The sequence below is a fragment of the Flavobacterium ammoniigenes genome, from assembly GCF_020886055.1.
In the GTDB taxonomy this organism is placed as follows: Bacteria; Bacteroidota; Bacteroidia; order Flavobacteriales; family Flavobacteriaceae; genus Flavobacterium; species Flavobacterium ammoniigenes.
Genome location: NZ_AP025184.1, coordinates 1,915,433 through 1,940,023, shown reverse-complemented (window position 1 = coordinate 1,940,023; position 24,591 = coordinate 1,915,433). Strand labels below are relative to the sequence as shown.

Annotated in this window: 19 protein-coding genes; 8 read left to right on the top strand and 11 right to left on the bottom strand. The window is 33.4% G+C overall.

Annotated elements, in window-relative coordinates; genetic code table 11:
* Positions 1–54: 54 nt before the first annotated feature.
* Positions 55–999 (bottom strand): hypothetical protein, encoded by a 945-nt coding sequence (locus LPC21_RS08905; protein WP_229316820.1) that lies wholly within the window; start codon positions 997–999, stop codon positions 55–57.
* 65 nt (positions 1,000–1,064) lie between these two features.
* Here LPC21_RS08905 and LPC21_RS08900 point away from each other — a divergent pair, with 65 nt between their 5' ends.
* Positions 1,065–1,439 (top strand): hypothetical protein, encoded by a 375-nt coding sequence (locus LPC21_RS08900; protein WP_229316819.1) that lies wholly within the window; start codon positions 1,065–1,067, stop codon positions 1,437–1,439.
* A 6-nt stretch (positions 1,440–1,445) separates the two neighbouring features.
* Positions 1,446–1,658, top strand: coding sequence for a hypothetical protein (locus tag LPC21_RS08895; RefSeq protein ID WP_229316818.1), 213 nt, complete (start codon positions 1,446–1,448; stop codon positions 1,656–1,658).
* Positions 1,659–1,869: 211 nt separating this feature from the next.
* Here the strand turns inward: LPC21_RS08895 and LPC21_RS08890 are convergent, their stop codons facing one another.
* From LPC21_RS08890 to LPC21_RS08875, 4 genes are all read right to left on the bottom strand, one after another.
* Positions 1,870–2,076, bottom strand: coding sequence for a hypothetical protein (locus LPC21_RS08890; protein ID WP_229316817.1), 207 nt, complete (start codon positions 2,074–2,076; stop codon positions 1,870–1,872).
* A 146-nt stretch (positions 2,077–2,222) separates the two neighbouring features.
* Positions 2,223–2,789 (bottom strand): hypothetical protein, encoded by a 567-nt coding sequence (locus LPC21_RS08885; protein WP_229316816.1) that lies wholly within the window; start codon positions 2,787–2,789, stop codon positions 2,223–2,225.
* A gap of 85 nt (positions 2,790–2,874) precedes the next feature.
* Positions 2,875–3,015 (bottom strand): hypothetical protein, encoded by a 141-nt coding sequence (locus LPC21_RS08880; protein WP_229316815.1) that lies wholly within the window; start codon positions 3,013–3,015, stop codon positions 2,875–2,877.
* An 85-nt stretch (positions 3,016–3,100) separates the two neighbouring features.
* Positions 3,101–3,391 carry a hypothetical protein gene (locus LPC21_RS08875; protein ID WP_229316814.1) on the bottom strand — a complete coding sequence of 97 codons (291 nt, stop codon included), beginning with the start codon at positions 3,389–3,391 and terminating at the stop codon, positions 3,101–3,103.
* A 558-nt stretch (positions 3,392–3,949) separates the two neighbouring features.
* Between LPC21_RS08875 and LPC21_RS08870 the strand changes: the two genes are divergently transcribed.
* Positions 3,950–4,237 carry a response regulator transcription factor gene (locus LPC21_RS08870; protein ID WP_229316813.1) on the top strand — a complete coding sequence of 96 codons (288 nt, stop codon included), beginning with the start codon at positions 3,950–3,952 and terminating at the stop codon, positions 4,235–4,237.
* A 405-nt stretch (positions 4,238–4,642) separates the two neighbouring features.
* Here LPC21_RS08870 and LPC21_RS08865 read toward each other — a convergent pair whose 3' ends face one another.
* The 5 genes from LPC21_RS08865 to LPC21_RS08845 all read right to left on the bottom strand — a co-directional run bounded on the left by LPC21_RS08865 (position 4,643) and on the right by LPC21_RS08845 (position 9,536).
* A complete protein-coding gene (locus tag LPC21_RS08865) occupies positions 4,643–7,219 on the bottom strand; it encodes a TonB-dependent receptor (protein WP_229316812.1) in 2,577 nt (858 codons plus the stop codon).
* Between the two features lie 16 nt (positions 7,220–7,235).
* A complete protein-coding gene (locus tag LPC21_RS08860; RefSeq protein WP_229316811.1) occupies positions 7,236–7,877 on the bottom strand; it encodes a GLPGLI family protein in 642 nt (213 codons plus the stop codon).
* Between the two features lie 3 nt (positions 7,878–7,880).
* Positions 7,881–8,639 (bottom strand): GLPGLI family protein, encoded by a 759-nt coding sequence (locus tag LPC21_RS08855; protein WP_229316810.1) that lies wholly within the window; start codon positions 8,637–8,639, stop codon positions 7,881–7,883.
* Between the two features lie 59 nt (positions 8,640–8,698).
* A complete protein-coding gene (locus LPC21_RS08850; protein ID WP_229316809.1) occupies positions 8,699–8,950 on the bottom strand; it encodes a hypothetical protein in 252 nt (83 codons plus the stop codon).
* 265 nt (positions 8,951–9,215) lie between these two features.
* On the bottom strand, positions 9,216–9,536 hold the full coding sequence (locus LPC21_RS08845; protein ID WP_229316808.1) for an HNH endonuclease signature motif containing protein: 321 nt from the start codon (positions 9,534–9,536) through the stop codon (positions 9,216–9,218).
* Between the two features lie 549 nt (positions 9,537–10,085).
* Here LPC21_RS08845 and LPC21_RS08840 point away from each other — a divergent pair.
* Genes LPC21_RS08840 through LPC21_RS08830 form a run of 3 tightly spaced genes read left to right on the top strand, consistent with a single transcriptional unit; the run spans position 10,086 to position 21,477 of the window.
* Entirely contained in the window at positions 10,086–11,732 is a 1,647-nt protein-coding gene (locus LPC21_RS08840; protein ID WP_229316807.1) for a T9SS type A sorting domain-containing protein, read from the top strand.
* 6 nt (positions 11,733–11,738) lie between these two features.
* On the top strand, positions 11,739–15,119 hold the full coding sequence (locus LPC21_RS08835) for an RHS repeat domain-containing protein (protein WP_229316806.1): 3,381 nt from the start codon (positions 11,739–11,741) through the stop codon (positions 15,117–15,119).
* Positions 15,120–15,129: 10 nt separating this feature from the next.
* A complete protein-coding gene (locus tag LPC21_RS08830; RefSeq protein WP_229316805.1) occupies positions 15,130–21,477 on the top strand; it encodes a DUF6443 domain-containing protein in 6,348 nt (2,115 codons plus the stop codon).
* Between the two features lie 10 nt (positions 21,478–21,487).
* On the opposite strand, the gene LPC21_RS08825 is transcribed toward LPC21_RS08830, so the two are convergent.
* Complete coding sequence (locus tag LPC21_RS08825; RefSeq protein ID WP_229316804.1) at positions 21,488–21,709, bottom strand: hypothetical protein; 222 nt, start codon at positions 21,707–21,709, stop codon at positions 21,488–21,490.
* Positions 21,710–22,149: 440 nt separating this feature from the next.
* Here LPC21_RS08825 and LPC21_RS08820 point away from each other — a divergent pair, with 440 nt between their 5' ends.
* Positions 22,150–23,793 (top strand): RHS repeat domain-containing protein, encoded by a 1,644-nt coding sequence (locus tag LPC21_RS08820; protein ID WP_229316803.1) that lies wholly within the window; start codon positions 22,150–22,152, stop codon positions 23,791–23,793.
* Positions 23,790–24,287, top strand: coding sequence for a hypothetical protein (locus LPC21_RS08815; RefSeq protein ID WP_229316802.1), 498 nt, complete (start codon positions 23,790–23,792; stop codon positions 24,285–24,287). Before LPC21_RS08820 ends, LPC21_RS08815 begins: the two co-directional genes overlap by 4 nt.
* The last annotated feature ends 304 nt before the right edge of the window (positions 24,288–24,591 follow it).

Below are 24,591 nucleotides of genomic sequence, written 5' to 3'. Positions count from 1 at the left end.
ATGTACCTGTTCACTGTTATTAGGCGATTTAATACTAGGGGATACCCAGGATTGCTATTTTTTTAGTATTTGCTTTTGTGTGTTTTTTATAACCATATGATTTTCATTTCTAAAAGTAACCTCTACTTTATCATATTTTTTCAGACCGAGCAATTTTCTAAGTTCTTTGGCTTTAACTCCGGTTATGTCATTTTGTTCAGAAAAATTAATTGTTATATCTCCACTTTTATGTTTAATGATCTTTACTTCAGTACATTCATTATCTCTGATAGATTCTAACAGTTGGTTTTCTTGTTTGGTGTATAAGCCATAATATAATTTATGTTTTTCAAAATCCTCCCTCTCGAATAGTTTTTCAACTATAGGAAGAATGGAAAGATTAACAAAAATTGATTCAGAAAATTTCTTAGTATAAAAATCAAACAAATCTTTTTTAAACTTACTATTTGAGTGACAATTCATTGCAATAGCCATATCATAATTACTATTCTTATTATTGAGCTCAATAATTAATGATGGGGATGTTTTTTCTATCAATATCCCATAGAGCATTATTCCCATATTATTGATAAAATAACCATTGTCCTTTTCTATTGTTTTAGGGTGAATCTCTAAATAAGCTTTTTTAGTAATTGTACCTCCATGTTGTTCTAAAATTCCAGCAGGAAATTTTTCTACAACATTTTTTTGAAATTCTTCTTCTGTAAGTTTTTCAATTTCCAGTCGTGGGTCATTAACTTGTTTTAAAAAATCTCGAACCGATTTAATTGTATCCAAATTCAGATTTAACTTTCTGAGTTCAACTACAACTAATAACCATAACGCCTCGAAAACATTTAAATATTCCCACTCTCGTTTTTCTGAACCTTGCTTAACCTTACTTTCCTCCCAAAGTATTCCTTCTTGCTTCCATGAGTTAAAAATCCTAGCTTCTACACCTGTATGACTGCGTAGTATTCTTTTTTCGTCAAGGTTAGGATAAAATTCTTGTATGTCCATTAGTTTAATTTTATACGACAAATGTAATTAAAAATATTTTAATATATTTGCATAAACGTATTAAAATGATAAAACCAATTAAAATTTGTAATAACCCTGAGTGTAGGGATGAAATAATTGAATACAAATCTTCTAAGATAGCGTATTGTAACGATTATTGTAGAAATCGAGCCGGCTACCTCAGACGCTTAATTGAAAATGAAGAATTTGATGTATTTAGCAAAGGACTTCAAAAAAATTATAAGTTACTAAAAACACATTCTGATGCAGGTATCTTTGATGAAGATTTGTGGAAACTAGAGAGATTTGGATTTAACACACGTTTCTTACCGGAACCTAAATTTTTCATTATAAATGGAAAAGAAACTCAATGTTATCAAATAAAGGAAATCGTTTTTCATTTGGACAAGAAAACAAATAAAATTATAATTCACAAATAATAAATTATGAAAGAAATACTATTAACTTCTAGACAAAGAATGCTTTCTCCAGATCAATTAGCATTAGAATTGAATTTAATCGAGACTCCTCAAGAATTTGAAAGAAATCAAACAGTTCAATTTATACTCATTGGAGGAATAATAATGGCTGGATTAGTCATTTGTTATAATGTCTATCAAATGCATCAAGAAGAAAAAAAGCAAAAACTAAATAATTAAAATCAGTGAAAATCAGTGAAAATTGGTAAGAATTATTACAAATTAATTTTATAATATTTTACAAACGTCATTACTACATTCATAAAGGTTTAATTATTAGATTCCAGGTATCACTTGTAATGCTTATTTAGCTGAAACAATAATTGCAACTGCTTTCCGAGTAAGTTTTACTCCCATAAGCAAGATAGTAATTCGATTAAGTAGAAAGAGGTTATTTATTATGACAAGTATTTGAACAAAAATAACATCCATCTGATTGGACATATTTTTCTTTTGCCTTTTTTACTGCTTCTTTGAAATCAATAAAATAACCTAAAGGTTCTTGATTTTCTACACTTGTTAAATAATTACAAGTTGAATAGTGTACTTCGTGGTCGCCATTTGATTGATTTATTTTGTTAACATAGTAGTATTTCATAATTTTTTGATTTAGATATAATTTCTATTTTCTATTTACAAAGATTTAGAGTCAGTAGACAATTGTTAATTGGTAGTTAACTTGAACTGTTATTTAAATGCAAGAGCAAGATAATCCTACCAATTTGGGGATTTTGTCGGTAGATTTTATTTTTTGAGTTCGTCTACTTTATTTTTCGCATCTACAAATGATGTTTCAATTATATTCCCATTATCAATAAACAAAGTATTTTCAGATCCATACTTTTCTAATTTTATATACCAACTTGCTTTTTTACCACTTACATAATATCCAACCTGGAAACCATCAACGGTTACAAATTTATTTTCTAGATAGTCTGGATTTGACAAGATATCTTTTTCAACTTCTGGTTGTAGTGCCTTTAGCGCTTTTATTACTTCTAACAAATCATTATATTCAATTGAAGCTGTACTATTGCTATATTTGCCTTCTTTTGTTATTTGATAAAAGTAAGCTGAATTAGCGCCATTAAATATTTTTCTGATTTTAGTTTCTACTACACCAAAAGAAGTTTTTAAATTTGGTAATTTGGTGTCAGTAAACTTGGTAATTGTTCCTGTTTTTGAACTAAAAACATCCATTTTCGTCTTTAAACCTTCTGCTTCTTTTTTCACATCTTGTGCTAATAAAGTTGCATTTGTCATAAGAAGTATCATTGTAATTGAAGCTGTAATTTTTAAAATTTGTTTCATTTTGTTATTTTTTTATGATGAGAAATATTAAGGATAACTTGTTAATGTAATAAATTTGGATGTAAATTTTTGTAGTATAATTATTCTATTTTTTTGGTGTTGATTTCGATGGTTTTAACGATGGTGTATTGCTTGGTGTTCCTTTATTATCACGTTGACGTTGATCGGGTTTTCCTGTTGATGTAGCTGTTCTTTTTGGTCCAGGTTTAATAGCTTGAATGGTCATAGATTATATTTAGATTAGTTATTTAAAATAGTGTTTTAATACAATTTCAAAGTCAGGAGACTTCTGCAAAAAGGTGTTTTAAGGTTTAGTATTTACTTTTCCTCCAATTAGTTTCAATCCATACCTTTATGTTTTCTTGACTGTGTAGATTAGTTGGCACTTCGTTTCTTATTATATTTTCAATTTTAATTGCAGATGATTTTAGTTTGAAATTATGAATTTCTGATATTTTATTAATGAAGTATAATATTTCATAACCTTCCTTTCTATTCAAAAGTGTACTATCAGGTTTACCAGATATTTTTGGATTATCATTTGAATAGGTTGTCCATGTATAATCTTTGTATTTAAGTTCTGTTTTATCGATTAAGCTCATAACAAATTAATTTTTAGGGTTTATATTTTATAATACAGCTTTCTATTTTCCCACCGCGACATTAAAGGATAATTTATTACTATAATAGCAGTTTTGAGGTTTTGTTTATAAAACATAAAATTAGACAGCATGTCTGGAATGATTTTACGGTTTTTCAAACAATTCATTACGGTCAATAACTATTAGTTCTACTTAGTATTACTCCTGAGTAAAATGTAATACTTTGTCTTGTTTTAAAGATTGTAAATACTTTATACATTTTTCTAAAATGTTCTATTTGAGTTGTTTACTGTTTAGTTGTTTAATATATATATTGTAACGGTTTATAGAAATTGAATACACTACATTTTTTAATGCGCATTGTTAAACCCTCAGAAGGTATCATTTAAATTCATTGTGAATTCTCTCCAAATTGAAACCTCGATCATTGTATCGAGGTTTTTTTTATGCTTTACTGTACATTTAAAAAACCGTATTATTTAGATAATTTTACCGTAAAATGTATTGATTTGGTTGCATTAGCTTTGAAAGTATCATTTGCAATATAAAATTAAACCTATGGGACTTAACGAAGAAAAAGGTTATGAATTACTACACGGAGTTATTTCTAGGGATTTTTCAAAAGATAGTGTTGTACCAGTACATTTAACAGCTAGAGAAATTGAGATTGTCAAATTAGCCACAAAGGAGAAATGTAGTAAAGAGATGGCAGATTTTTTATGTATTAGTACTCGTACGGTTGAAAAACATAGAAAGCATATTATGGAAAAAACAGAATGTAAAAACTTTATTGGGGTTGTCTTATTTGCACTGAAATACAAACTTATCGAATTGGATGAAATTTAATTGTTTTGTTCAATAAAGCATGGTCTATTTTATATTTAAATTAATCCCTAGGTCAACAAAACATGCTAATCTATTAACAACTTATGTTCATTTAAAATTATTTTTAAATACAAATCATTTTTTTCAATCATTATTAATGTTGAGTTTTTTTTTCTTTTAGTAATGAACAAGCAAGTAATCATTGGTCAAATAAAAATTATCTCCTAATTATTCTAATTACATTCGTTGTATATTTTTTTTAAGATTGTGTTTAACGTATAGCTATTTTGCTTCGTTTAGGTTTGGAGATCGAGATTATCAGGAAAGTCTTAACTAATGGTTATAAGGTGTTTAAAGGTTGTAAATTAGCCAGCTTTAAGCAAATTATTGTTAGTGTTAGTTTTTTTAAAATTGAAGAGCAATTTTTTAAAACGAAAAGTTCAAACCACTCATGATATAACCAGGCATTATTTGATTAATTGATTCAGTAAAGAATGAAGGGTCATTAGTTGTAGTAATAAAAATATTATTATTTAAATCCAATAAATTATACCCATTTACAATTATCCTCATTTTTTTTGTTAAGTATAATTCTCCATTACAATTTAAAAAATGAATTCTGTTTTGATTATAACCGGAGTTTTGATCGTTTAACATCCATCCAATATCCCATTTTACTTTTTCTTTATACCTACCTTTTAAAGTAAAAAAGATTTGATACGAATTAGTAGTATTATTAAAATTAGTAAAACTTTGTGAAGTATTCATATTGTTTAGACTGTAGCCTATATCAAATTGAAAAATAGAATTTTTGAAATTTGTCACGCATTGTTGTTTTACAGAAACATTTTGATTTATAGTTTGATTTTGATTTGAATTAAAATAGGAGAATGATTGAGTGTTTAAATAAACTATAGTATTTTTAATTGAGAAAGGTAAAGTATTAAACCGCAAATCATACAAATTAAGCCATTGAAATTGTGTTGTTTTTGGTGAGAATAAAAAATTACTATTTACATAACCCACATTATAAATGGTGTTTTGAGCTACTGATTTATCGAAAATTGAGTACGATATTTTTGAGAATAAAATGCTCTGGTTTTTACTATTAATATTTAAATAGTCAATATTTACTGATTTTTTTTGTATTGGGTTACTGAAATCAACAGTACTTGCAGTTTTGATATTTTGAAAGTCATCAATTAATACGTCATTTTGCAATTGGAAAAGAGAGGTAAAATCATGAGAAAAATCGCCACTCAAACTTATTTTATGAAATTGGGAAATTGCATAGTTAATTATAACTACAGGTTCTAATATTGCATAACTAGTTTTGTTTTCATCATAAAGGATAAATGTATTTGTATTTTTTAGTCCTAAAGTAGTACGCCATTTTTTATTCCATTGATGTTGCCATTGGAATTGTGCTTGTAGGGTATTTTGTTTTCTGAATAAATCATTTTCACTTCCGTCAGTAATAACTAAATTTGTTGAAGAACTATTTTTATGAAGTAATAGTAATTTGGTTATAAAATTATTTTCCCCCTTTTTATAATTAAGCTCGTTAAATACAGAAAAATTGTTGTTTTTGAAATTTAAAAATTGGTTTACTTTCTCTACATTTAAACCAAATAAAGCCGATTCACTATCGATATGTGACCGTTTTTGATTATTTTCTAAACTCTGATTGAATTGAAATTTATAATTTATTTTGTCACTTATAATAGAGTTTGCTTTAAATACTTGTGAAAGTATAAAATTTTGATTGGTGCCTCTTGTTGCTATTTGATTTGTAAAATTATTGATAGAATCATTTGCTTCATCTCTATTTGGTGTGAAATTTAATCTATAACTAATAAACGTGTTTTTACTTTTATTAAATTCCCATTTAAAATCGGTGCTATTTAAAGTATAATTCGATTTTTTATTACTTTCAAATAGAGTTAAGGAATTTGTCTGCCCAATATTTGTTTGCGTTTTTGTACTTTCTTCAATCATACTCGTGCTATTAAATAAGTTTGAAAACGAGATTTTTGATTTTTCTCCTATTAGTGATGTAAAATTTACACCAAGGAATTTGTTTTTTTTGAATTTTATAAAACTTGATGGTGCAAGAAAAGAAGGTAATTCAAATGTTTCGGTATTAGATTGCTCGTTTTCAGCATCATTTGGGATACGCATTTCTCGATAGTCTTCGACAGTAATAGGAGTTTTGCCAATTGAATTGTAATCACTGATAATTGCCAAATTCCCCTTTTTTGAAAATTTATACAAGTTATTATGTATCCTTGCTGCATCATTTATACCATAACTACTTTCAATATCGCCGATAATTTGTTGTTTGTATTTTTCTTTAAGTTTTAAATTTAAAGCTATTCCTTTTGCACCCATGGCTAGTTTTGAAAATCCTTGATAATTTGTAAGCAGATCTATGCCTTCAATCATAGTGGCATCAATGTTTTTTGTTGCCATTTGATGTTTGTTTCCAAAGAATTCATTACCGTCAATAAGGACATTATCAATATTTTGTCCTTTGAATGAAACCTTTCCGTTTTCATCAACATTCAACCCAGGTAGTTTTTTTATAACATCTTCTACTTTTCGCTCTGTACCATCTATTACAGTTTTAAGATTATAAGATATGGTATCCTGCTTCACTTTCATTATTTTGGGTCTATACTTAATAACCACAGTTTCAAGATTATTGGTCTCATTAAATAGCTCCACTGTGAGGGTTGTAGTATTGATAATATTTATAGTTTTTACTTGAGAAACAAAACCAAGTTTATTGATTTTTAAATTGTAATCTCCAGCAGCTAGCTTTGTACTAAAAACACCACCTTGATTGGTACTACCAAAGCCGATTTGGATATTATTTTGTTCAATGATAACAATAGCTCTAAAAAGTGGACTATTGTTTTGGTCGACCACCTTTAATTCTAAAGTGTTTTGACTAAAAACAAAGTTGGAGATAAGGAAAAAAAGTACAAAAAGATTTTTCAATTAAACTATAATTATGTTAATCTTCAAAAAAATTCTTAACATCTGGTTGGTTGAATTTTACTTGGGTAGCTGTACTCGTTTTAATTGTTGTTTTATATTCGAGAATTACGCCATTAATGAATGGAAGTTTTTCTGGAGATGCGTTTCCAGATATTTCTTTTGTAAAATAGACTTCAAGCTTTTGTCCTTTGTAGGTCGTAGAGGCTAGAAAACAATTATAACTCAATATTTTTTTTGTTTTATTTGTTACAATCCATTTTACCTTTTCTAAGGGGTTATTGATTGTCTTTTTATTTTCAATCATTGAATAATTTTGTTGAGCAAAATCTTTTTTTATTTTTATTGGTTTAGATTTTATAGTTGTTTCTGTGTCCATAACCGTAACATTATCTTTTTTTGCTACATTACCATTCAAATTTATTTGTTTATTGGTTTCATTAGATTGGTAATAATTACTATTATCTCTAAAAAATACTTTAGATAAAACAACTGTGTTGTTGAGTTGTTTTTGCATCACATCTCTTAACATCGGCGGAACTTTTTTCAACATTTCTTTTGAGACAATCATTTTTTCTTCAAAACTTATTACAGTAGTGTTTTGTGCAAATGAAAATTGGAATTTTATCAATACCAAAATAAGGACTATTTTTTTTAACATTGTTTATTGTTTTAATATTTCAGAAGTAACTTTTCTTCCTTGAGAATCTATATATGTTTTTGGTTTTATGGCTTCCATTACTAATTTGTCATATTCTTCTTGTGATAATATTTTATAGGATTGTTTAGGTCTGTCAATTTCAATTTTTTCTTTAAAAAATTCAACTTTTGTAGCATATTCAATAGAATTCTTTGATTCCATTTTTAATACCATACCTGGTAACCCTATTAAATTACTTGGACCATCATCTATTGGAATTTCTTTGGTGTACCAATATTTTATAGTGTCATTGTTTTTAGGATTTAAACGGTATGCATAATGACATAAATATTTATCTACATTTAATGTTTTGTTTGTGAAATATAACTGTGGTTCTTCGATTTGTTTTTTGAAATAATATTCTTTGTCACTAATATTAATAAGGGATATGTTTTTTTTCTCTTTAAAATTTTTTAATCTCCAAAAATTTGGGGTTTGCATTAATATACCTTCATCTTTAGCATATTCATTTCCCGTATCTTTTCCAGGGAGTATTTCGTCTTTTTTTCTATTAATGCTTCTGTATAACGATTCGTCCCCATTATTTGTAAGGGTTGCATAAAAAGGTCTTTTTTGGGCTTCTTCGAAGGCTACTTTTTGACTACCAGATAAATTCTGCAAAAAGCTAACGGGATAGATTTTTTTAGATTCATAAGTAATACGTACAGATTGTTGTGCACTAATAAAAGAGGTGATAAAAACAAAAAAAAGTAATAGTCGCATAGTATAAATTTTATAGGTTAAAAAATTGGGAGTAGCAATGTTGACTACCCCCAATTGAATTACAAGCAAATAGTAAATGAAATATTATGCTCAGTTATAACGATACCGTCATCGATACTATCAGCTCCGGGCGTACCAGTAACTTCTATCCATTTGATAGTTACATCATAACAATAATCATCCTTAGGGGTGTTTGTTAATTCTGTTGTGATAACCTTTTTAATAGGCCCTACTACATTTTTGTTTTCAACTTCATTAGCAAACGAAGTTAATGAAAAGGCTAATGCCAAAGTGAAAAATAATTTTTTCATTTTAATAAATTTTAACGCTCCATTAAGAACTTGAGCAGTTAGGTTTCGTTCTTTTGCTGTTTTATTGTGTAAGCATATTTCACTATTTCATTATTTTCTTTGAGTAATGAAAAAGTCTCGCAATCATTGGCCAAATAATAGTACTATCTTTTACATTAGATAATTAATTGCAATTTATAACGTACTGTATTTAATTGAAATACGTGTTTATACGTAAATTTATAGGGTATAAAAAAAGACCTCGGCTGAGGTCTTAGGGGTATTTTTACTTTAAGGGAACAATGCAATAATTTGATGCTGGATAGTCATCTCCTTTCTTTCTATTATTTTGCCATTGCAAGGCTTGTAAGTTGTTTAATTCGTCTCCTCCTCCTTTTGAAACAGGTTTAATGTGGTCTATTTCCCATCCATTTCCATTTTCAGTCGTGTTACCGTATTTATCCCAACTAATCAAAGCTCCACATAAGTCTTTTCTGGTTTTTGTTGGATCCTGACCATTAACTATCTTAGCTTTATTCCAAATTACTCGTTTTGTTTCTTCCGAAAAAGAATTACCACTTCTGTCTGTACTGTTTTGTCTTGCCATTTTGTTTACTGTTAAATATTTATACTAAGTTGACTAATATTTTTTTTTAAACATTACGATTTAATTATTTAAAAATCGAAATTTATAGAGCATTTTACATATCCGAAATACGTGTTTTTACGTATTTATTTCTCCAAGAAACCATCTCTCTAACTAGCTTCATAACTCATTTTATTTTACTATCAAAGACTTTGTCTAGTTTAACCACTATTTAAAATTAGTTGGATGTTTCATCGTTATCAGTTATCTGTTGTCTGTTGTCTGTTGTTGGTTCTCGATACATTTTTTTTGACATAAATTCACTCGAACTGACGGTTTTCTGTTTTTCTAGGGAATAAAAACCGTAATAAAAAGTCTAAAAAACCGTAATACAGATTTTAAAATTTTTTCAAAATTGCCCTACTTAATTTATTCTTCGTCAAGGACTTGTCCTTATCGTAAAATATTTGGATTCAATTGTTACCCCAGAATTTAATCGTCTTGAATTTGTTCTTGGCAAGTATGGTCTCCTTTCTTAAATAAATAAAATAATCATAATTCGTATTACGTATGAAAAACCAATATTTCTATTTGTTGCTTTTTGCACCACTTTTTATACATGCCCAAGATATTCTCTGGGAAAAGTCCTATGGAGGAAAAAATGCCGATTATTTATTTGATGCCCAACCCACAGCCGATAATGGATTTATTTTGGCCGGGAGTTCGCTTTCTGGAAAGACAGGCACTAAAACCGCTGGGAATAACGGCGATTTGGATTATTGGGTTTGGAAAATGGATGCTAACGGAAAATTAGATTGGCAAAAGAGTCTTGGAGGCAGTGGCTTTGATTTGTTGCAAAGTATTAAAGGTACTCAGGATGGCGGTTTCATTTTAGCAGGAACTTCAAGTTCTAATCAGGGGATGGATAAGCAATTAGACAGTAAGGGTTTGTCGGATTTTTGGGTAGTGAAATTGGATGCTAAAGGACAGGAACAATGGCAACAAACGATAGGAGGGAGCGGTCAAGAGGATTTATTGACTGTGATTCCGACCAGAGATGGCGGCTATTTATTGGGTGGTTCGTCTAGTTCAGGTGTTGCGGTTACTAGTCCAAAGCTTTCATTGGCTAAGCTTGGCACTTCTAAAACCGATTTGACTTTGAAGACCGAAAGTACCCGAGGGAGCATGGATTATTGGATTGTTAAACTGGATTCGAAGGGAAGTGTAATGTGGCAAAAAACCTATGGGGGACGCTATAGTGACCTATTGCGTAGTTTGGAACAAACCAAGGACGGCGGCTTTATATTGGGGGGTTATTCTAACTCTCCTAAATCAGGTGATAAGACAGCTGCTTCTATTGGAATAGGGGACTATTGGGTCATTAAAACAGACGAATTGGGTGCTATTGAATGGCAGAATACCTATGGAGGAACAGGAGACAATCAGTTGTATGTGGTTCATCAAACAGCAGATGAGGGTTTCATAGTAGGAGGAAATACTAATAGTCCAGGTACGTTAACAGCTAAAGGAGGCAGTGTTCAATCGGGTTCTGATTTTTGGTTGTTGCGATTGGATTCTAAAGGTGAGGTGGTTTGGAGTGAAACCTATAATTATGGTAAAAGCGACATATTGACTTCGTTGGTGGAGAATTCGGATCATAGTTTTTTAGTGGGCGGTTATGCCCAAAGTGAGCGTGCTAATATGGCTAAAGGTTTGATACAAAAGAAAGCTACTGGTATTAATGATTATATCGCTTTGAAAGTAAATGAGAAAGGAGAAGCAGTATGGGAGAAAATAGTAGGCAGTGGGGGCGAGGATATTTTGCGTAAGCTAATAAATACCCGTGATGGTGGTTATTTGTTAGCAGGAACCTCAAACGCTAGTTCGTCCAGAGATAAGAGTACCACTTTAGGGAGTAATGATTTTTGGGTAGTGAAGCTCAAAGACCAACTGGTGCCTTTGGAAGTTCAGTCTTCAATTGAGGCGATACCCAATCCTGTAAGTACGTTTACCAATATAATTATAGGGTACGAGTATGAAACGGGTACTGCTACGGTGGTGGATTTAGCTGGAAGGACATTGCAGCAATTTATTATTAGTAGTCGAACTGTTCCAATTGATATGAGTATGTATCCCGAAGGTATTTATATAGTCAATATTAAGACCAATGTGAAAAGTGAGGGAATTAAAGTGATTAAAAAAACGAGAAAAGACTAAGTGTATATGAAAAAGCAATGTAACCTACTTATATTTTTGAATATTCTATTTGCCACTACATTATGTAGTTCACAAGTGAATACCGATTTACGACCTCAAGTAAAATCTCCTGAGGTGAATAAGTTTGAGCAGTACATGAATATGCCTGTCAACTTAGTCTCTGGAACACCACAAGTATCCATTCCTATCTATACTTTAGAATATGGTGGTTTGACACTACCCATTTCATTAGAATACGATGCTTCAGGAGTAAAAGTAGAATCTATAGCTTCTTCAGTGGGACAAAATTGGAGTTTGAATGTAGGAGGAGTTGTGAGTCGTAATACTAAAGGTGCACCAGATGAAGGGTCGGTAGGTTATCCAAAGAGTTCCATTATGGTGAATGGCTACTACAAAGATTATGGTTTATCCAAATTGGATACTGAACTAAGTACTTATTCAAATGTTGAGAATAGCCGGTATTTACAATTCAATTGGTGGTTAGAAGATGTCAATGCAGGTAAGAAAGATTCCCAACCCGATTTGTTTTACTTCAGTACTCCAGAGGGAGGAAGCAAATTTGTTTTTAATGACCAAAGAAAAGTAGTCTATCTTGAAAACACAGATTTTATAATTCAAGAAGAGTATGTACCGAGCTACTTTAAAACTTGGATGGTTACTTCTCCAAAAGGTACTAAATATAAATTTGGATTGGATACAGGTACTGAATTTGGGGCGAACAATGCAGTTGAGAAAAATTATAGTAACCAATCCATAGATGAAATAGCGTTTGCGAATAATTTCATTATCAACTCTTGGTTTTTGACTGAAATATCCAATTATACCAGTGCCAACAAAATTCAATTAGAGTATGTGGATAATAATTATACTCATACGACTATAAGCAAACCAATAGTGCAAAGCTCTTTTTTGTGTTTACCAAATATGTTACCCAGTACCAATTGCGATATAACAGCGGAAAGCCAATATGCTACTCTGGCTGAGAATCCTGCAAATACAACTTCTCAGAGTCATGTTATTTCCAAATTAATCAGCAAAATTAAAGCGGGCACTACTCAAATTAATTTTATTTACAGCAATAGAGATGATTTAACCCCTGAGTTTGGAGTGACGCCTAAGCGATTGGACGAGATTCAAATCACTGTGGTGAATCCCGTAACACAGGCGTCAGAAATCATTAAAAAAATTAAATTCAGTTACACTACCCTGCAAAGTGCAATTACCACTGGTAGTAAAGGAGCAACTGATATCAAACGATTACAACTTACAGGGATTACTGAAATGAATGCCAATGAGCAGTTGACTAAACCCTATACCTTTTTCTATAATTCCACTTCTTTACCAAGTAAACTTTCTTTTGCTCAAGACAAATGGGGGTATTACAATGGAAAGACACAAAACCCATCTCTTTTCCCACCAGCTGGGATTACTTTGAATGCATCTTTATATGCTGATAGAAAGGTGGATTTGAGTTTTGCTATGGCGGGTATATTGGAGCAAATAATTTATCCTACCAAAGGGTCTGTGAATTTTCAGTACGAATCTCATAAATCTGATGTGGCTGTAGATGTGTATTATGATGTGAATAATTCATCCGCACTTGTACCTAGTATTTCATCTACACAATCCACCGATGGAATCAAATCTTCATTGTTTACCTATGTCGCCAGTGATACAGAAACACTTTTACTCACTGCAAACTTAAATTATAATCCTATGGGTTCTGCTGGCTGTTCTCCATCAAGTACCTTGAAAGCCGCATCACTTGTTGATATGGTAACTAACACTGAGATAGCTGCTATTTTGTATCAGGGAGCAACTACTTCTAAAACTATTTCCTTACCTATTGATAAAGCACTTCTTGTTAACGGAAGACAATACCAATTAATCGCACAAGGTTATGGAGGTACAAATGGAATGAATTTTATGTGTAATATCTGTAGTGCCAAGATAGATAGAGTTCCTATAATACCTATTTATGATGTAGGTGGATTGCGAATTAAAAAAATAGTACATAAAGAGGATGAAAGTTCGGTGATTAAAGAAACTAATTATACCTATGCTCAACCAAAAATTGTAAGCAACCCTAAGCTGTTTTATCCAACCCAATGGGATGTAAATAGCAATGCTTATTTACCTAACTACTATAGTATTGTTCCACAAAATGCAGTTATTTTTAATCAAACATTAGTTAATAATTCCTATTCAATTGGATTTGATAAGGGGTCATATTACACTTTTTCTACTGGGTTTGATCCCTTAGACATCAATTTTATGGGACCTACTATTTCTTATGCAGAAGTAAATCAAACGGATGGGAATGGAACTACTAAACATTTTTTCAACCGCTACAAAGGGTATTTTGAACTTAATAGCTTTAACTCAGATTATGGTATTCCACCCCTTCCTAAATCACAATCATTATTAGCTGGGGAGAAACAAAGCGTATTAACACTTAATACAACTGGACAAACAGTTCAGAAAAGTGAATTTGAATATAACTACATTGGCTCTAACACCACGGTAAAAGGAGTGGTTCCTTCGGTATATTTTGGGCAAGGTGGTTATGTTATACTCTTTAATGTATACACCCTCCAAGGTCAAACTAAAACATTAAAAACAGAGACAGAGACTACTTCTTTAAAGGGTCAGGATGTTACTGTAACCAAAAACTATGAATATACTGGATTCAATCATTATCAGCCTACTAAAATAATTACTGCCAATAGTAAAGGGGAACAGCTTATCTCTAAAATGTACTATCCCAACGATTTGGCTACTGAACCATTGATGTCAGAATTAATTAGTCAAAATCGTAAAGCAAATCCAATACGTACAGAGAATTATAATGGAACGGTTAAATTATCCGAACAAAAAATGAGTTATGCCAAGGATGCTTCTACTTCTAATTTAGTATTGCCCAAGAGTACCTATAGTGCTAAGTTTCCAAATTCATTTCCAACGATAGCCAATATAGGAAATCTTGAAAAGAAACTCACCTATGACAGCTATGATAGTTCGGGTAATCTAATGCAGTATACACCGGAGGGAGGTGCTCCGGTGACTATCCTTTGGGGCTATAACAAAATGCAACCAATCGCCAAGATTGAAAACACCACAACTACTCAGTTGAAAAACGCTTTGGGGGTTAGTGACCTAAATGCTGTTAACGAGTCTAATCTGACCGCAATAAATGCTTTAAGACTAGGGCTGCCTAATGCGATGGTCACCACCTATACTCATATTCCATTGGTTGGAGTATCGAGTATTACTGATCCTAAAGGACAAACAGTATATTACAATTATGATGGATTGGGTAGGTTAAAAAATGTGAAAGATGCACAAGGGAATATCATCTCTGAAAATGAATACCACTATAAAAACTAAGATGTTTCATATGAAAAAATACATTTATACAATCGTTTTACTTGCAATAACGATTTCAGGTTATTCTCAAACCAGATGGTATAGAGATGCTGATAAGGATGGTTATGGAAATAGATATATTGTCTACATAGGTTCATATCCTATTTCGGGATACGTTTATAATTCAAGTGATTTGAATGATAATGACCCATGCGTTACAAATATACCCGCAACTACTGTTCTTTACTATGATAATGATGGTGATGGATATGGAAGTGTTGCTGTTTTATGTAACACCATTGCTCCTGGAAAAGTTACTAATAATTTGGATTGTAATGATGCTGACGCATCGGTTAATCCTACTACTGTCTGGTATCTTGATGCGGATGGTGATGGATATGGTTCGGTAGGAAGTTCAACTACGGGATGTACAAAACCTGCTGGATATGTAAATAATACAAGTGATTTAAATGATTCAAATTCAAATATTACCAATATACCTCCTCAAACTTTTTATCGTGATGCGGATGGTGACGGCTATGGGAGTTCAACAATAACGGTATATTATAGCATTATACCTGGTGGATATGTAACCAACTATGCCGATTGTAATGATGGAGATGCAAGTTTAAATCCCACAACAATATGGTATCGTGATGCCGATGGTGATGGTTATGGAACAAGCTCCATTACCACTGCATCTTGTAATCAGCCCTCAGGTTATGTGCGTAACTCCAATGATTATAATGATGGTACTACTACTATTACTAATATTGCTCCACAAACCTTTTATAGGGATGCCGATGGCGATGGGTATGGGAGCCCAAGTGTGACCGTTTATTATAGTTACCAACCTTCAGGTTATGTGACTAATAATTCAGATTGTAACGATGGGGATAGTACTATGAAACCGAATACTGCCTGGTTTAGAGATAACGATGGGGATGGTTATGGTTTAGGAGGAGCTCCGGTATTTAGCTGTTTACAACCATCTGGCTATTCAAGAAATAGTGGAGACTGTAATGATTATGATAATTCACTAAATCCTGCTACAGTTTGGTACCGAGATGCCGACGGAGATGGCTATGGCACGAGTAGTCTAACTACAGCATCTTGTTCGCAACCTTCAGGTTATGTTCGTAATTCAAGTGATTACAATGATGGAACTATAAACATTACCAACATTGCACCTCAAACTTTTTATCGTGATGCTGATGGTGATGGATATGGTAGTGCAACTATTACCGTATATTATAGTGTTAAACCCACGGGTTATGTAACTAATAGTTCGGATTGTAATGATGGTGATGTGAGTTTAAATCCCAACACGGTTTGGTACCGTGATGCAGATGGTGACGGCTACGGAACTTCAGCAACAACTACCGCTTCATGTACCCAGCCAACTGGGTATGTGCGTAACTCAAGCGATTATAATGATGGCACAACCAACATTACTAATATTGCGCCTGCTACTTTTTACCGTGATGCAGATAATGATGGTTTTGGAAGTCCAACAGTTACAGTATATTATAGCGTATTGCTTTCAGGATATGTAACTAATAGTTCCGATTGTAATGATGGTGATGCTACACTAAACCCAAACACCCCTTGGTTTAGAGATAATGATGGCGATGGTTATGGCTCTGGAGGAGCTCCGGTATTGAGTTGTACCCAGCCTACAGGGTATGTACGTAACTCCAGTGATTACAATGACACTACTGTAAACATTACCAATATCGCTCCTTCTACTTTTTACAGGGATGCCGATGGAGATAGTTTTGGAAACCCATCAGTTACCGTTTATTATAGTGTACGACCAACAGGGTATGTAACCAATAATACCGATTGTAATGATAGTGATGTAAGTTTGAATCCAAATACGCTTTGGTATCGGGATGCCGACGGAGACGGTTATGGAACTTCAGCCACAAGCACATCATCATGTACTCAGCCTGCGGAGTACGTACGTAACTCGAGTGACTACAATGACACAACGGTAAATATCACCAATATCGCTCCTCAAACATTTTACCGTGATGCCGATAATGATACTTTTGGAAGTTCAACAGTAACGGTGTTTTATAGTGTAAAACCAACAGGTTATGTAACCAATAGTACTGATTGCAACGATTCAGATGCATCATTAAATCCTAATACACTATGGTACCGTGATGCTGATAATGACGGTTACGGAAGTTCAGTAAGTAGCACTGCATCTTGTAACCAGCCAACAGGTTATGTACGCAACTCCAATGATTATGACGATACTACGATAAACATTACTAATATAGCACCTTCTACGTTTTACAGAGATGCCGATAGTGATACTTATGGAAGTGCTACAGTAAGCGTATATTATAGCGTAAAACCATCGGGTTATGTAACCAACAATACCGATTGCAATGATTCAGATGCTTCATTGAATCCTACCACCGTTTGGTATCGTGATGCTGATGGTGACGGCTACGGAACTTCGGCAATAAGCACTGCATCTTGTACCCAGCCAACAGGATATGTGCGTAACTCCAATGATTATGACGATACAACGGTAAACATTACCAATATAGCTCCTTCTACTTTTTATCGTGATGTCGATGGAGATACCTTTGGAAGTCCAACGGTAACGGTGTATTATAGCGTTAAGCCAGTAGGTTATGTTACTAACTCCAGTGATTATGATGATAGTACAGTGAACATTACCAATATTGCGCCGCAAACTTTTTATAGCGACGCTGATGGGGATGGTTTTGGGAATGCTAGTATTACCTTATACTATAGTGTGCAACCAACAGGATATGTAACTAATAGCACGGATTGTGACGATACTAAAAATACAATTAATCCCAACACTAAGTGGTATGCCGATGTGGATGGCGATGGACTAGGGGCTGCGTCTAGTTTTGTAACACAGTGTTCTGCGCCAGAGGGATATGTTTTGGATGCTACCGATAATTGCCCGTTGGTTCCAGGAACTAGTAGTGATTGTGGCGGGCTTGCTAATCCTGCCCAGGATAAAAACTTCATTATTACCAGAGCCTATAAAGTGGCTAGTGCCAATTCTATAGCTTCTCCAACACCAGCACAAGCTAAAGTGGGTATTACTTATTTTGATGGACTAGGTAGACCCATTCAACAAATTGCTAACCAACAGTCTAATACAGGAAAGGATATTGTAACCCATACCGAATACGACAGTTTTGGAAGACAAACTAAGGAATATTTGCCTTTTGTGGGTAGTAACCGAAATATGGCATTTGATAGTAATTCTCAAAGTAATACGTTGTCCTTTTACAATACGTCAAGCTATGAGAATACGGCTAACCCGTTTTCTGAGAAAGTCTTGGAATCTTCGCCACTTAGTAGAGTATTGAAACAAGCGGCACCGGGTAATGATTGGGCTGTAGGTCAAGGACACGAGATTAAATTGGACTACCAAACCAATACTGCGGATGAGGTGAAACGCTTTGATGTGATTTTGACCGCAGACTATGTGCCTAGCATTACCGCAATTGGCTCGTATGCCGCTAATGTATTGTACAAAACGGTGACTACCGACGAGAACAACAATCCAATTGAAGAATTTAAAGATAAAGAAGGTCGTGTTGTACTAAAACGTAATTATGACAGCGGTGTGGCTCATGATACCTACTATGTATACGATGTGTATGGTAATTTGACTTATGTATTGCCACCTAAAGCCGAAGGCGATACCGGTTCATCAGTACTGGACGAGTTGTGCTACCAATACCAATACGACTACCGCAACCGATTAGTGGCCAAAAAACTACCGGGTAAGCAGTGGGAATATATGGTGTATGACAAACTCGATAGAGTAGTAGCAACAGGGCCCGCATTCTCGCCTTTTAGTGATCTGACCACTTCAGGTTGGTTGATCACCAAATATGATGCGTTTAATAGAGTGGTCTATACGGGTTGGTTGAATAGCCCTGCAACTAGTAGTACCCGAGGCACGATGCAGCAAGCTCAAAATAACGCTACCACTATCAATGAGAATAAGCAAGCTTCAAGTAGTATAGATGCTATAGCGGTGAATTATAGTAACAACGTGGCACCCACAAGTTTTAAGCTCCTTAGCGTGAATTATTATGATAATTATGCAATACCGAATGTAAGTACAGCAACTAACGTAGAAGGGCAAACCGTAACCACCGCAACTAAAGGACTTGCGACAGGTTCTTGGATGCGTGTGCCGACTACTACCGCTGAGGTTAAAGCAGAAATAAATTATGTCTTGTACGATTACAAATACCGACCAATACGTAGTTACACCACCAATTATTTAGGAGGGTATACCTATACCGATAGTAAACTGGATGTTTTCTCTGGACAGTTGCAGTACACGATACAAAAACACAAAAGAACAACTGGCGATAGTGAGTTGGTCGTTAAAGACACTTTTGCCTATACAGCCCAAGATAGATTGATTCAACATACCCACCAAATTAACGGAGGAGCCGAGCAATTATTAGCGGATAATACCTATGATGAGCTAGGACAATTGATAAGTAAAAAAGTAGGGAATACCAGTGCTACACCACTGCAAAAAGTGGATTATAGCTATAACATTAGAGGCTGGATGACAGCAATTAATTCTGTCGCTAACTTAAATGTAGGAACTGACCCAGCGGATTTGTTCTCGTTTAAGCTAAATTACAATACGGTAGATGGAAACGTAAATGCGGCAAATAAATTGTACAATGGAAACATAGCCGAGACATTTTGGAGCACCGCTACCGATGGTGGTTTTGTGAGGAACTACGGCTATAAATACGACAATTTGAACCGTTTGAAAGAGGCGAACTACCAAAAATCAGGGCAATTGACTGGTATGTATAACGAAAACCTGAGTTATGATAAGAATGGTAATATTATGAATTTAAGCCGTAATGGCGACCGAGACGAGCAGTATTTGCCTATCCAAATTGACAATTTAGGGTACAACTATGGAACTAACAGTAACCAATTGAAAAGTGTAACGGATGCGACTAATAATACCAGCGGGTTCAAGGATGGTAACACCACAGGAGATGATTATGTCTATGATGCCAATGGTAATATGACGGTGGATAAAAACAAAAATATTACCGCTATTACTTATAACCATTTGAACCTGCCGACTAAAATAATTTTCCCAACTGGAAATATTGTGTATTTTTACAACGCTAGTGGGCAAAAGGTGCAGAAGGTAGTAACGGAGAATGCAACAGTAACCACGACTGATTATTTAGGGGGTTACCAATACCAAAACACGGTATTGCAATACTTCCCAACGGCAGAAGGTTATGTGAAAAACACTCCTTTGAGTGGAACGAACACCTACAGCTATGTGTTTAATTACACGGATCATTTAGGGAATACTCGATTGAGTTATACTAAAGATACCACAACAGGTTCATTGAAAATTCTTGAAGAAAGCAATTACTATCCTTTTGGATTAAAGCACAATAGTTATAATTTAGATAATTTTCAACAGGATTATAAGTACCAATACAATGGCAAGGAACTGCAAGTCGAGCTGGGGTTGAACCAATATGATTATGGGGCTAGGAATTATGACCCTGCACTCGGAAGTTGGATGAATGTTGACCCTTTGGCGGAACTTGCTCCAAACAAAACACCGTACCATTTTGTAAGCAATAACCCGATTAACAGAGTTGACCCAACAGGCTTAACCGACTATGAGGTTAACGGCAAGACACATACCATAAACGACGGACACGATGATGTGTCTATGAAAGTAACCCAACGAGAATTTAACAGACTGCAAAGAAGGTTTGACAGAGGTGGCGGTGGCTACGAGCGACTAATGAACCGCCTCTCAAACGACAACGGATTTAAAACCTTTGGTACTAACGGAGAAGCCTTTACCGATGCTGGAGGAACCCACCATCTGCAAGAAGTTTCCATAACCACACATAAAGCAAATTCGGGTTCTTATGCGGACTTTAAAATAAACGAGGGAATAAATACAGGGTTAAATAACACATTAGGATCCGTTGGTTTAGGAAACGATATAAAAACAAACCTGATAGCAGAAGCAGGAAAACTTAGTGAACTTAGTAAAGGTGCACAAAATTACCTTAAAGTTGCTAAAGGATTGGGAGTAGCAGGAAGTATCGTTACAACAGGGTATTCCGTTGGTAAAGTGATTAATGAACATAATTTAGGTGGCTGGTCTGAAGTTGCAAAACACAGAGATGTTTATGATGCTGGAGTTGGAGCTATTGGTTTGGGAGCGACAGGATTAGCTTACTTTGGATTAATATCAAACCCTGTAGGTTGGACTATTGGAGCTGGTGTATTGATATATGGTGGAGCAACAATGATTTATGATGCAGTTCAAGAAAATAAAAAATGATGAAAATTTATTATAAAATATGGGTCGATTGTATTTTAAAAGCCCAGTCAAAACCAGAAAATCTAAACAATTGGAAAGTATTTACAATGGTATTTATGTCAATATCTATGGCATTGAATTTAGTTTTTCTTTTGTTTGTATTTAGTGATTTAGGTATAACTGAAAAAATTTTCATTATTCCCATTGATATTTTTACCGGAACCAAAATAGATGCCTTTTTTAGTTTTTTCATATCGTACTTGTTACCCTTTTTAACACTAAATTATTTTTTAATTTTTTATAAAGAGAAATATAACCAACTGGTATCAAAGTACAAATATCATAATGGGAAGCTCTTTGTAGCCTATTTTTTAAGTTCTATCGGGATTTTACCCCTATATTTTATATGTGCGGTCATGATTGTAAAGATATTTCAAAATTAATCAGGTAGTGTATCAAAGTTAGTGATGGAGTTATAAATCCCCCCGCTCCCGCACGAATCCTTTCGTGTGGTATGTGAGTATCTAGCGAAGTAATCTATCAAAATTAGTGATGAAAATCTAATTTAAAATGAGCAACTTCGGTTGCTTTTTTTGTACTGAAAAATAAATAGGTATTCTAGCCCCGATAGTAGCGGCATCCCCCGCTAGGTGATATAGCGAATAGCGGGACAGTACGGGTTGAGAAGACGGGATGGGTGCTGCTGGGAAACTCTATAATGGGAATATTGCAGAAACGTTTTGGAGCACCGCTACCGATGGGGGATTTGTGAGGAACTATGGTTACAAATACGATAATTTGAACCGTTTGAAAGAGGCGAACTACCAAAAATCAGGGCAATTGACTGGTATGTATAACGAAAACCTGAGTTATGATAAGAATGGTAATATTATGAATTTAAGCCGTTATGGCGACCGAGACGAACAGTATTTACCCATACAAATTGATAATTTAGGGTACAACTATGGAACTAACAGTAACCAACTCAAAAGTGTAACGGATGCGACTAATAACACCAGTGGTTTTAAAGATGGCAACACGACAGGAGATGATTATGTATATGATGCTAACGGTAATATGACCGTGGACAAAAACAAGAATATTACAGGTATTGTGTATAACCACTTGAACCTGCCTACTAAAATAATTTTTCCAACTGGAAATATTGTGTATTTTTACAACGCTAGTGGGCAAAAAGTACAAAAGGTAGTTACAGAAAACACAACGGTAACTACAACGGATTATTTAGGAGGTTACCAGTATAAAAATGCAGTGTTACAGTTTTTTCCAACGGCGGAAGGCTATGTGAAAAACACTCCTGTTAGCGGAATAAACACCTACAGCTATGTGTTTAATTACACAGACCATTTAGGGAATACTCGATTGAGTTATGCTAAAGACACGACAACAGGTTCATTGAAAATTCTTGAAGAAAGTAACTACTATCCATTTGGGTTGAAGCATAATAGTTATAATGTAGATAATTACCAACCAGAGTACAAGTACCAATACAATGGAAAGGAACTGCAAGACGAGCTGGGGTTGAACCAATATGATTATGGGGCTAGGAATTATGACCCAGCATTAGGACGTTGGATGAATATTGACCCATTGGCTGAAAAATTTATTAGTGAAACTCCGTATGCCTATGTAAATAATGACCCTTTAGGGTTTTCAGATTTTGATGGAAAAGATTATCTTATTGATTTTATCAGAGATAAAGATGGAAACATAACAGGTATAAAAATTAGTGCTACTGTTTATATAAAAGGAGATGGAGCTAGTAATATAAGAGCAGGTGAATTAAATAAATTTGCCAATGATAATCTCAAAACAAAAACAATCAATGGAATTTCTGTAAGTATAGGTGTAAACTATAAATATGATAGTACCAAAAAAGAGAAAGACTTAAAACAAGGTGAAAATTTATTAACTTTTGATTCAGCCGCAGAAGACAATAATATTTCGCACGTTAATAGTTTAGAAATTAGTAGTGAAGGTAAAAAAACTAGATTTCTAGCTGGAAAAACTGGGACCATATATGATAGTGGCACAAACAATAATACAGTATTTCATGAGTCTATGCATCTTTTAGGACTGAGTGATAGATATGATGATAATAGAAATAAGAAATGGATTCCTGAAGATTTAAGATTTGCGGTACCTCACGAAGGCTATGAAAATAATGTAATGGGTAATCGCAATTCAACTAATTTAAATGTTAATCAATACAAAACATGGATACAGCATGCAATGTCAAGAGCAAAAACAAATGTTTCAACAAATAGAATTATTGGAACAATGACAGTTGATAAATCATTAAAAACAAAACCATGAAAAAACTATTTTTTTTAATTTTATTTGCCGCTTTTCATATAAGTTGTGAAAAAAAGAAAAATGAATGTATAATTAAATATTCAAATAATATAAGTTACACAGGTTATGGAATAGTTAAATTTAATAATAGTAGTTCAGGATCTTTAAGATACATTGAATTTTATCCAATTTGTAATGTAGATTTAGAAAAATTTGATATTGATGCTGTTTCAAACGAAGATTTGAATAACGGTATAGTAATAAGAGAAAATAATAATTCTAATTTATGGTCTAAATTAGTTACAGATAAAAGAATTCTTTTTGACAAAGAAAAATATGGAATAGCCTTGATATATTTAAGCTTTAATAAGAAAGCGGATATAAGTAAAGAAAAAATGATATTTACAAACTATTTAAAAATTAATGAAATAGGGTTTAAAGTTCGTATGGTTGATATAGACTTGTGTAATATTAATACTACAGAAATAAAAATAATTAAAAATTTGGTAAGGTAAAGTGGGAAATGTATCAATATTAGTGATGGCTTAAAATGATTAAGCTATTATTTTGATAATCCCCCCAGCTGGCGCGAGCGTCTCGCTCGTGCCTAGAAATAAAAATTAATTAAAAACAATTTTAAAAGAGCAACTACGGTTGCTTTTTTTGTACTGAAAAATAAACGGGTATTCTAGCCCCGATAGCAGCGGCATCCCCCGCTAGGGGATATAGCGAATAGCGGGACAGTATGGGTTAAGAAGATAAAATGTGTGCTACTAAAAACCTAACAATTGTGTAGCTAACCAAACCGTAGCCACCGCA

What these genes read in the sequence shown, in the direction of transcription:
- LPC21_RS08905 (WP_229316820.1), bottom strand. Translation starts at nt 999, where the DNA reads ATGGACATACAAGAATTTTATCCTAACCTTGACGAAAAAAGAATACTA.
- LPC21_RS08900 (WP_229316819.1), top strand. Translation starts at nt 1,065, where the DNA reads ATGATAAAACCAATTAAAATTTGTAATAACCCTGAGTGTAGGGATGAA.
- LPC21_RS08895 (WP_229316818.1), top strand. Translation starts at nt 1,446, where the DNA reads ATGAAAGAAATACTATTAACTTCTAGACAAAGAATGCTTTCTCCAGAT.
- LPC21_RS08890 (WP_229316817.1), bottom strand. Translation starts at nt 2,076, where the DNA reads ATGAAATACTACTATGTTAACAAAATAAATCAATCAAATGGCGACCAC.
- LPC21_RS08885 (WP_229316816.1), bottom strand. Translation starts at nt 2,789, where the DNA reads ATGAAACAAATTTTAAAAATTACAGCTTCAATTACAATGATACTTCTT.
- LPC21_RS08880 (WP_229316815.1), bottom strand. Translation starts at nt 3,015, where the DNA reads ATGACCATTCAAGCTATTAAACCTGGACCAAAAAGAACAGCTACATCA.
- LPC21_RS08875 (WP_229316814.1), bottom strand. Translation starts at nt 3,391, where the DNA reads ATGAGCTTAATCGATAAAACAGAACTTAAATACAAAGATTATACATGG.
- LPC21_RS08870 (WP_229316813.1), top strand. Translation starts at nt 3,950, where the DNA reads ATGGGACTTAACGAAGAAAAAGGTTATGAATTACTACACGGAGTTATT.
- LPC21_RS08860 (WP_229316811.1), bottom strand. Translation starts at nt 7,877, where the DNA reads ATGTTAAAAAAAATAGTCCTTATTTTGGTATTGATAAAATTCCAATTT.
- LPC21_RS08855 (WP_229316810.1), bottom strand. Translation starts at nt 8,639, where the DNA reads ATGCGACTATTACTTTTTTTTGTTTTTATCACCTCTTTTATTAGTGCA.
- LPC21_RS08850 (WP_229316809.1), bottom strand. Translation starts at nt 8,950, where the DNA reads ATGAAAAAATTATTTTTCACTTTGGCATTAGCCTTTTCATTAACTTCG.
- LPC21_RS08845 (WP_229316808.1), bottom strand. Translation starts at nt 9,536, where the DNA reads ATGGCAAGACAAAACAGTACAGACAGAAGTGGTAATTCTTTTTCGGAA.
- LPC21_RS08840 (WP_229316807.1), top strand. Translation starts at nt 10,086, where the DNA reads ATGAAAAACCAATATTTCTATTTGTTGCTTTTTGCACCACTTTTTATA.
- LPC21_RS08835 (WP_229316806.1), top strand. Translation starts at nt 11,739, where the DNA reads ATGAAAAAGCAATGTAACCTACTTATATTTTTGAATATTCTATTTGCC.
- LPC21_RS08830 (WP_229316805.1), top strand. Translation starts at nt 15,130, where the DNA reads ATGAAAAAATACATTTATACAATCGTTTTACTTGCAATAACGATTTCA.
- LPC21_RS08825 (WP_229316804.1), bottom strand. Translation starts at nt 21,709, where the DNA reads ATGAAAAAACTAAAAAAGGCATCTATTTTGGTTCCGGTAAAAATATCA.
- LPC21_RS08820 (WP_229316803.1), top strand. Translation starts at nt 22,150, where the DNA reads ATGGGTGCTGCTGGGAAACTCTATAATGGGAATATTGCAGAAACGTTT.
- LPC21_RS08815 (WP_229316802.1), top strand. Translation starts at nt 23,790, where the DNA reads ATGAAAAAACTATTTTTTTTAATTTTATTTGCCGCTTTTCATATAAGT.